At 71.1% G+C, this 5,773-nt stretch carries 4 protein-coding genes; all 4 read left to right on the top strand.

What is annotated here, in order from left to right; all coding sequences use genetic code 11:
- The first annotated feature begins 30 nt into the window (after positions 1–30).
- Positions 31–1,806, top strand: coding sequence for an acyclic terpene utilization AtuA family protein (locus G6019_RS14705; protein ID WP_439822633.1), 1,776 nt, complete (start codon positions 31–33; stop codon positions 1,804–1,806).
- On the top strand, positions 1,803–2,981 hold the full coding sequence (locus tag G6019_RS14700) for an acyl-CoA dehydrogenase family protein (protein WP_107757071.1): 1,179 nt from the start codon (positions 1,803–1,805) through the stop codon (positions 2,979–2,981). Before G6019_RS14705 ends, G6019_RS14700 begins: the two co-directional genes overlap by 4 nt.
- Entirely contained in the window at positions 2,978–4,576 is a 1,599-nt protein-coding gene (locus G6019_RS14695; protein WP_182613509.1) for an acyl-CoA carboxylase subunit beta, read from the top strand. The genes G6019_RS14700 and G6019_RS14695 overlap by 4 nt, the downstream gene beginning before the upstream one ends.
- Before the next feature lie 11 nt (positions 4,577–4,587).
- Positions 4,588–5,773 (top strand): acetyl-CoA carboxylase biotin carboxylase subunit (locus G6019_RS14690; protein WP_182627892.1); only part of this gene is annotated, 1,186 nt, incomplete at its 3' end.

The raw sequence follows: 5,773 nt of genomic DNA, 5'->3' as shown, positions 1-5,773 counted from the left end.
CCTCCGCTCCGCGTCGGCCCTGAGTCGACGGTGCCTCCGCTCCGCGTCGGCAACATGTCCGGGTTCTACGGCGACCGGTTCTCCGCCATGCGCGAGATGCTCGACGGCGGCGAGCTCGACGTCCTCACCGGCGACTACCTGGCCGAACTCACCATGCTCATCCTCGGCCGCGACCGGATGAAGAACGCCGAGCTGGGATACGCCAAAACGTTCCTGCGCCAACTCGAGGACTGCCTCGCACTGGCACTGGAGAAGAACGTCACCATCGTCGCCAACGCGGGCGGGGTCAATCCGGCGGGTCTCGCCGACGCCGTCCGCGAACTGGCGGGCCGTCTCGGACTGTCCCCCGAGGTCGCCCACGTCGAGGGTGACGACCTCATCGCCCGGGTCGGCGAGCTCGACATCCCCGCCGACGCAGGGTTCCCCGTCACGGCCAACGCCTACCTCGGTGCCTTCGGCATCGCCCGGTGCCTGGACGCCGGGGCCGACATCGTCGTCACCGGTCGCGTCACCGACGCGTCGGTGATCGTGGGGCCGGCCATCAGCCACTTCGGTTGGGGCCGACACGACCTCGACGCGCTCGCCGGCGCCACCGTCGCGGGTCACGTCATCGAGTGCGGGACCCAGGCCACGGGCGGCAACTACGCCTTCTTCAACCGGGGTGAGATCGCCGACCCCGTCGCCCCCGGCTTCCCGATCGCCGAGATCTCGTCCGACGGCACCTCCGTCATCACCAAGCACCCCGGAACGGGAGGTGCGGTCACCGTCGGCACCGTCACCTCGCAGTTGCTGTACGAGGTCACCGGGGCCCGGTACGGCGGCCCCGACGTCGTCACCCGACTCGACACCGCCACTCTCACGCAGGAGGGGCCCGACCGGGTGAGGATCTCCGGCGTGGTGGGAGAGGCGGCCCCGCCCACCACCAAGGTCTCCGTGACGTGCCTCGGCGGCTTCCGCAACGAGCTCACCTTCCTGCTCACCGGGCTGGACATCGAGGACAAGGCGGCGCTCGTGGAGCGCCAGTTCCTCGCCGGGCTGGCCACGCGACCCGCGGAGATCGACTTCCGTCTGCAGCGCACCGACCACCCCGACGCCGACACCCAGGCCGCCGCGACCGCGCTGCTCACCATCGTCGCGTGGGATCCGGACCCCGACGTCGTGGGCCGCGCCTTCTCGGACGCCGCCGTCGCGATGACGCTGGCCAGCTACCCGGGTGCCACCCCCAGCGCGCCGCCCGGACGCGGGGGCCCGTACGGCGTGTACGTCCCCGCCTACCTCCCGCAGGACGCGATCCCTCATGTCGCGGTGCTGCCCGACGGCACGAGGGTCGACATAGCGCCTCCGGAGGACACCCGTGAGATGGGCGACGGCCACGCGTCCGACGGACTCGACGCCGAGGGAGCTCCGCTGCCGGAGTGGTCGTCCTCGGAGTCCACCACCCGGAGGCCGCTGGGGGACGTGCTCGGCGCCCGCTCGGGCGACAAGGGCGGCACCGCCAACATCGGACTGTGGGCCGGTGATCAGAAGGCCTACCGCTGGATGCGCGACACCCTCACCGTCGAAGAGATCCGCCGACTTCTCCCCGAGACCGCCGACCTGGCGATCGAGCGGTACGAGCTGCCGCGCATCAACGCCCTGAACTTCGTCGTCGACGGCCTGCTCGGCAAGGGAGTCGCCCACGGCTACCGCTGGGATCCGCAGGCCAAGGGTCTCGCCGAGTGGCTGCGCTCCCGCGTCGTCGACGTCCCCCACGACATCACCGCCCCCGTCCTCGCCGTTCCGGCACCCGCGAAGGAGAACTCGTGACCATCCCGCCCCACGTACCGGGCGACCCCTGGTACTCCGACGAGAGTCTCGCCCTGCGCGAGACCACGACCCGCTTCGCCCAGCGCGAGATCCTGCCCCACCAGGACGAGTGGGAGGCCGCGGGCGTGCTCCCTCGTGAGCTCCACGCCAAGGCCGGTCAGCTGGGCCTGCTCGGCGTCTCGTTCCCGGAGGAGGCCGGCGGCGGGGGCGGCGGCATGCGGGACTCGCTGATCGTGTGCGAGGCCCTCCACGAGGCCGGGGTCTCCGGCGGTGTGTTCGCCTCACTGTTCACCTGCGGTATCGCCACGCCACACCTGGCCCAGTCCGGCAGGCCCGACCAGATCGAGCGCTGGGTCGCCCCCACTCTCGCCGGCGAGATGATCGGCTCCCTGGCGATCACCGAACCCGGTGGGGGCTCCGACGTCGGGCGTCTCACCACCACCGCCCGCCGGGACGGGGACCACTACGTCGTCAACGGCGCCAAGACGTACATCACCTCCGGCACCCGCGCCGACTTCGTGGTGACCGCCGTGCGCACCGGTGGCGACGAGCTCAGGGGAGCGGCAGGCGTGAGTCTGCTGGTGATCCCCACCGACACCCCCGGTTTCCACCGTTCGGCTCCGCTGGACAAGCTGGGCTGGCGCGCCTCGGACACCGCCGAGCTGACGTTCACCGACTGCCGGGTTCCCGTGGAGAACCTCGTCGGCGCCGAGAACGACGGGTTCGCCCAGATCGCGATCGGCTTCGTGGGAGAGCGCGCGGCGCTGGCCGCGCAGGGGTACTCCCACGCCCAGCGCTGCCTGGACCTGACCCTGGACTGGGTCCGCGAACGCGAGACCTTCGGCCGACCCCTGCTCTCCCGGCAGGCCGTGCAGAACACCGTCACCGAGATGGCCCGCCGCATCGACGTCGCCCGCACCTACACCCACCGCTGCGTGGACCTGGCCGAGGCGGGGCACGATGCGATCGCCGAGGTCTGCTTTGCCAAGAACACCGCTGTCGAGTGCGCGGAGTGGGTCGCGACGCAGGCACTCCAGCTCTTCGGGGGACTCGGATACATGGCCGAGTCCGAGGTGAGCCGACAGTTCCGCGACGTCCGCCTGTTGGGCATCGGCGGAGGCACCACCGAGATCCTCACCACCCTCGCCGGACGCCGTCTGGGGTACACCGCATGAGCCTCCTACGATCCACCCTCGACACCACCGGCGCCGAGTTCGGTGCCGCCAGAGCCGCGATGGAGGACAAGCTCGCCCAGCTCGCGGCCGATCTCGACCCCGCTCTCGCCGGAGGCGGCGAGCGCAAGGTCGCCCGCCACCGCGAGCGGGGCAAGTTCACCGCCCGGGAGCGGATCGACATGGTCCTCGACCGCGAATCCCCGTTTCTCGAGCTGTGTGCGCTCGCCGCGTGGGGATCCGATTTCCAGACCGGCGCCTCCGTGGTCGCCGGCATCGGCGTCGTCGAGGGCGTGGAGTGCCTCGTGATCGCCAACGACCCCACGGTCAAGGGGGGCACGTCCAACCCGTGGACCCTGCGCAAGATCCTCCGACTCAACGACGTGGCCATGAAGAACCGGCTCCCGGTGATCAGCCTCGTCGAGTCCGGGGGCGCCGACCTGCCCACCCAGAAGGAGGTGTTCATCCCGGGAGGGGCGCTCTTCCGCGACCTCACCCGGTTGTCGAAGGCGGGCATCCCCACGATCGCGGTGGTCTACGGGAACTCCACCGCGGGCGGAGCGTACGTCCCGGGGATGAGCGACCACGTGGTCATGATCGAGGAGCGCTCGAAGGTGTTCCTCGCGGGGCCGCCCCTCGTCAAGGCCGCCACCGGCGAGATCGCCGACGAGGAGACCCTCGGCGGCGCCGACATGCACGCCCGCGTCTCCGGTCTGGCCGACCACCTGGCCACCGACGAGGCCGACGCCGCGCGCATCACGCGCGGTATCGTGCGCCGGCTCAACTGGACCAAGGCCGGGCGCGCCCCGCGCGCCGAGGTCGCCCCGCCGCTGTACGACGCCGAGGACCTCCTGGGCATCGTCCCCGACGACCTCAAGATCCCGTTCGATCCGCGGGAGATCATCGCGCGCGTCGTGGACGGGTCCGACTTCGACGAGTTCAAGCCGCTCTACGGGGCGAGCCTGGTGACCGGGTGGGCCGAGATCCACGGGTACCCGGTCGGCATCATCGCCAACGCCCGCGGTGTGCTGTTCAGCGCGGAGGCGCAGAAGGCCACGCAGTTCATCGAGTTGGCCAACCGGTACGACACCCCGCTGCTCTTCATGCACAACACCACCGGCTACATGGTGGGCTCGGAGTACGAGCGCGGCGGCATCATCAAGCACGGTTCGATGATGATCAACGCGGTCTCCAACTCCGAGGTCCCGCACCTGTCGCTCATCACCGCGGCCTCCTACGGCGCGGGCCACTACGGCATGTGCGGCCGCGCGTTCGACCCCCGGTTCCTCTACACGTGGCCGAGCGCCAAGTCCGCGGTCATGGGGGGTCAGCAGCTCGCCGACGTGGTGACCTCCGTGGCCGCCGCGGCCTCGGCCGCGCGGGGTGAGGAGATGAGCCCGGAGACGATCGACGGTCTCAAGACCATGATCGCCGACCAGATCGAGAAGGAATCGCTGCCGGCCTTCCTGTCCGGGATGCTCTACGACGACGGCATCATCGACCCCCGCGACACCCGGACCGTCCTGGGTCTGAGCCTGTCCGCGATCCACTCCGGAGACGTCGCCGGAACCGACCGCTTCGGCGTCTTCCGGATGTGAGGAACTCCATCATGCAGAACGCACCCACCCCTGCGCCGACGACTCCGGCCCAGACCACCGTCGCCCCGATCACCTCGGTTCTCGTCGCCAACCGCGGTGAGATCGCCCGCCGCGTCCACCACACCGCCCGCGGCCTGGGCATGACCACGGTCGCCGTCTACTCCGATGCCGACGCGGACGCCCCGCACGCCCGTGAGGCGGACGCGGCGGTCCGGTTGCCCGGCAGTACCCCCACGGAGACCTACCTGCGTGGTGACCTTCTCATCGCCGCGGCGAGGGCTGCCGGCGCCGACGCGATCCACCCGGGTTACGGGTTCCTGTCCGAGAACGCCGGGTTCGCCCGCGACGTGATCGACGCGGGGCTCACCTGGGTCGGCCCGCCGGTGCCCGCCATCGAGGCGATGGGCTCGAAGATCGAGGCCAAGAAGATGATGGGCGAGGCGGGCGTGCCCATGCTCACCGATCTCGAGCCGGCCGACGTGACCGAGGACATGCTCCCGGTACTCGTCAAGGCGTCCGCGGGCGGCGGCGGTCGGGGCATGCGGATCGTCCGCACCCTCGACGCGCTCCACGACGAGATCGCCGCCGCGCGACGCGAGGCCAGGTCGGCCTTCGGTGACGACGCGGTGTTCTGCGAGCGGTTCCTCGAACGGGGCCGCCACATCGAGGTCCAGGTCATGGCCGACTCCCACGGGACCGTCTGGGCGGTGGGGGAGCGCGAGTGCTCCATCCAACGGCGACACCAGAAGGTCATCGAGGAGGCGCCGAGCCCGCTGGTCGAGCGGACCCCGGGCATGCGGGAGAAACTGTATTCGGCCGCCCGCGACGCCGCGTCCGCGATCGGGTACACCGGGGCCGGCACGGTCGAGTTCCTCGCCACCGACGACGGCGAGTTCTACTTCCTCGAGATGAACACCCGTCTCCAGGTGGAGCACCCCGTCACGGAGGCCACGACCGGCCTGGACCTGGTGGCGCTCCAGCTGGATGTGGCCGCGGGTCTGCCGCTGCCGTCCGGCGAACCCCCGGCCGCACACGGCTGGTCCGTCGAGGCGCGTCTCTACGCCGAGGACCCGGCCCACGACTACGCCCCGGGCTCGGGGACGCTCTGGGCGCTCGACGTCCCCGGGGTCTCCACCCGGTTCGAGGGCCCCCATCGACCCGGCATCCGGCTGGACAGCGGAGTCGAGCCGGGGCCGG

It is taken from the genome of Dietzia sp. DQ12-76, assembly GCF_014145045.1.
Lineage (GTDB): Bacteria > Actinomycetota > Actinomycetes > Mycobacteriales > Mycobacteriaceae > Dietzia.
Note: the sequence above shows the minus strand (reverse complement) of the source record. Positions and strands in the feature narration are given on the sequence as shown.